Source organism: Gemmatimonadota bacterium (assembly GCA_026706345.1).
Lineage (GTDB): Bacteria > JAAXHH01 > JAAXHH01 > JAAXHH01 > JAAXHH01 > JAAXHH01.
In genome coordinates, this window is sequence record JAPOYX010000284.1 from 1 (window position 1) to 2,439 (window position 2,439).

The 2,439-nt window shown below is 59.7% G+C and carries 4 protein-coding genes; 3 read left to right on the top strand and 1 reads right to left on the bottom strand.

The window, feature by feature from the left end:
- The 3 genes from leuD to OXG98_19850 form a co-directional block, all read left to right on the top strand.
- Positions 1 to 496 (top strand): 3-isopropylmalate dehydratase small subunit (leuD, locus tag OXG98_19840; GenBank protein MCY3774263.1); only part of this gene is annotated, 496 nt, incomplete at its 5' end.
- A gap of 12 nt (positions 497 to 508) precedes the next feature.
- On the top strand, positions 509 to 814 hold the full coding sequence (locus OXG98_19845) for a hypothetical protein (GenBank protein ID MCY3774264.1): 306 nt from the start codon (positions 509 to 511) through the stop codon (positions 812 to 814).
- Positions 811 to 1,647 carry a TIGR03619 family F420-dependent LLM class oxidoreductase gene (locus OXG98_19850; protein MCY3774265.1) on the top strand — a complete coding sequence of 279 codons (837 nt, stop codon included), beginning with the start codon at positions 811 to 813 and terminating at the stop codon, positions 1,645 to 1,647. Before OXG98_19845 ends, OXG98_19850 begins: the two co-directional genes overlap by 4 nt.
- 128 nt (positions 1,648 to 1,775) lie before the next feature.
- Here the strand turns inward: OXG98_19850 and OXG98_19855 are convergent.
- Positions 1,776 to 2,439 (bottom strand): glycerophosphodiester phosphodiesterase (locus OXG98_19855; GenBank protein ID MCY3774266.1); only part of this gene is annotated, 664 nt, incomplete at its 5' end.

Genomic DNA, 2,439 nt, shown 5'->3' on the forward strand with positions numbered 1-2,439 from the left:
GTTCTCGGATTGGCGCTACGCCGGCGACGGTAACCCCCAGGAGGGCTTTGTCTTAAATCAACCGCGCTACGACGGAGCGAGCATTCTCCTGGCGCGGGATAATTTCGGCTGTGGTTCGTCGCGCGAGCACGCGCCGTGGGCACTGTTGGACTATGGCTTTCGGTGCGTTATCGCCCCCAGTTTTGCCGATATCTTTTTTAACAACTGCTTTAAAAACGGCATGCTGCCGGTTGTCCTGACAAACGCAGAAGTCGATCAATTATTCACAGAAGTCGAACCCCGGCCGGGCTATCAGCTCAGCGTGGACCTGGCGGCCCAAACCGTCACCACACCGGACGGGACGAGTTTTCATTTCGACGTTGACCCGTTTCGGAAGGACTGTCTGCTCAACGGCCTGGACGAGATCGGGCTCACCCTGCAAAAGGAGGCCGACATCACGGCCTACGAGCAACGCCGTAAGAGCGAAGCGCCCTGGCTGTTTCCCGATCTGGGGTAGAAAATACTCACCATGTCCTCGTATCCCCTCACCACCCAGGAAGCCGTCTTGCTGCAGCAGGCCGCGGGTATGGCGGGCGACCGGCTGGCGCGACAGGAGAACGACGCCGGAGTCCGCTCCATGGAGACCCTCCTGGCTCACCTCGAAGAGGAACAACCGCAAGCCGTCAGCCTCAATGTGCTCCAACGCGAAGTCCTCGGAAAAATGCTCATGAACCTGTCTTTCGATCTGCTTCGAGAGGATGAGGATGAGCGTTCGGCGCTCGCCGAGGAATTGGCTGAACGTTTGTTTCAAGACGGCGAAGGAGAAGACGCATGAAATTTGGTGTTGTCATCCGCAATATGGGCCCGGCCGCTACCCGGGACACGCTCGGTGCCTGCGTGCAAGCCGTAGAAGAAACGGGCTTTGATGCCGCGTTTGTGGTTGATCATCTGGCGATTCCGCCGGACCAGACCGAAGGCTCGGGGGGCCGCTATTTTGAGCCGCTGACAACGCTGGCCTATTTTGCCGCGCTGACCCGGAAGATTCAGCTCGGTATTTCCGTTCTGGTCTTTCCCTACCGGCCCGCCGTGTATATGGCCAAGCAGGTGGCCACCCTCCAGGAACTCTCAGGCGAGCGGCTTATCCTTGGCGCCGGGGTCGGCTGGATGCGGCCGGAATTTGAAGCCCTGGGCGTAGACCCCCGCAAGCGTGGGGTCATTACCAACGAAACCCTCGAAGTCGTCCACCAGTTGTTTGATAACGATGTGAGTTCGTACAACGGCAGCCACATCAAATTCCCCGAATTTGTCTTTGCCCCGCGTCCGGCGCGTCCGCCCATCTGGGTGGGAGGGGCTGGACCCAAGGCCATTGAACGGACCATCAAATGGGGCGACGGCTATTATCCGATCGGACTCCAGTCCGGGGAGTTGGCCCAGGTTGCCACGCATTTACGCGAGGAATCCGAAAAGCACGGGCGGTCCATGCCCGACCTGATCGTCGGCGGCATGATCCGCGAGGGCAGTCCCGAACCCATGATCGATCGCATATCGGCCATGAAAGAGGCCGGGGCCAATTACTATGTTCTGGGGCTGGGACGCTACGCTGATGCCGCGACCTTCCGCAGCGGTATAGAGCGCTTTGCCGCCGAGGTTATGCCCAAGATTCAGTAAGCGGGCTCATTCCCGGCATCCCTCTCCCCTCCCTGGAGGGGTGGCCGCAGGCCGGGGTGGGTTCCCTCTCTGGGCCACGGCCAATTGAGGAACGGGAGCAGGGCTATCAGGTTTCCACACTCTCCGCCTTACCCTCTCCCCCGCGCCACTTCCAGCAAACGAGACGGGAAATCCGACATCACCCCGTCCACTCCGAGGTCAAGCAGGCTGCGCATCTCCTGCGGCTCGTTAATCGTCCACGCATGGATTTCCACATTGAGTTGATGCGCGGCGGCTACCGTTTGTTCCGTCACCAACGGGATATTCTGATATGTGGGTGGAATCTGGAGCGCCTGGCCGGACGGCCGATAGCCGTCTAGCTGACCGGTGGCAACGCGCTGGATAAAATCGACCACTTCGTTATAGCCAAAATTCGTCGGCATATCCGGGGCCAGGGTTCGTACGCGCGCCAGGACCACGTCATGTTCTGACGCGACAATAACGTCATCCGCCCTGCCGCAGTCTTTGATCACCGCAATCACCGGTTCTTCGATGGGCGGGTCGGACGGCTTGATCTCAACCGTAAATTTTACCCGCGGAAAGCTCTCCAGCACTTCCCGGAGTGAAGGAATAATCACGTCCGAGGCACGGAAAGGGAGCGTCTTGCCCTCATCCGGCGAAAACCGATAACCGGCGTCAAGCTGTTGCAGGGCCGCGAGGGAATAGTTCCGAACCGCGCCCAGACCATTGGTCGTCCGCTCGATGGTCGCGTCGTGGATGACCATGACCTGTCCATCCTCAGACGCGTGCACA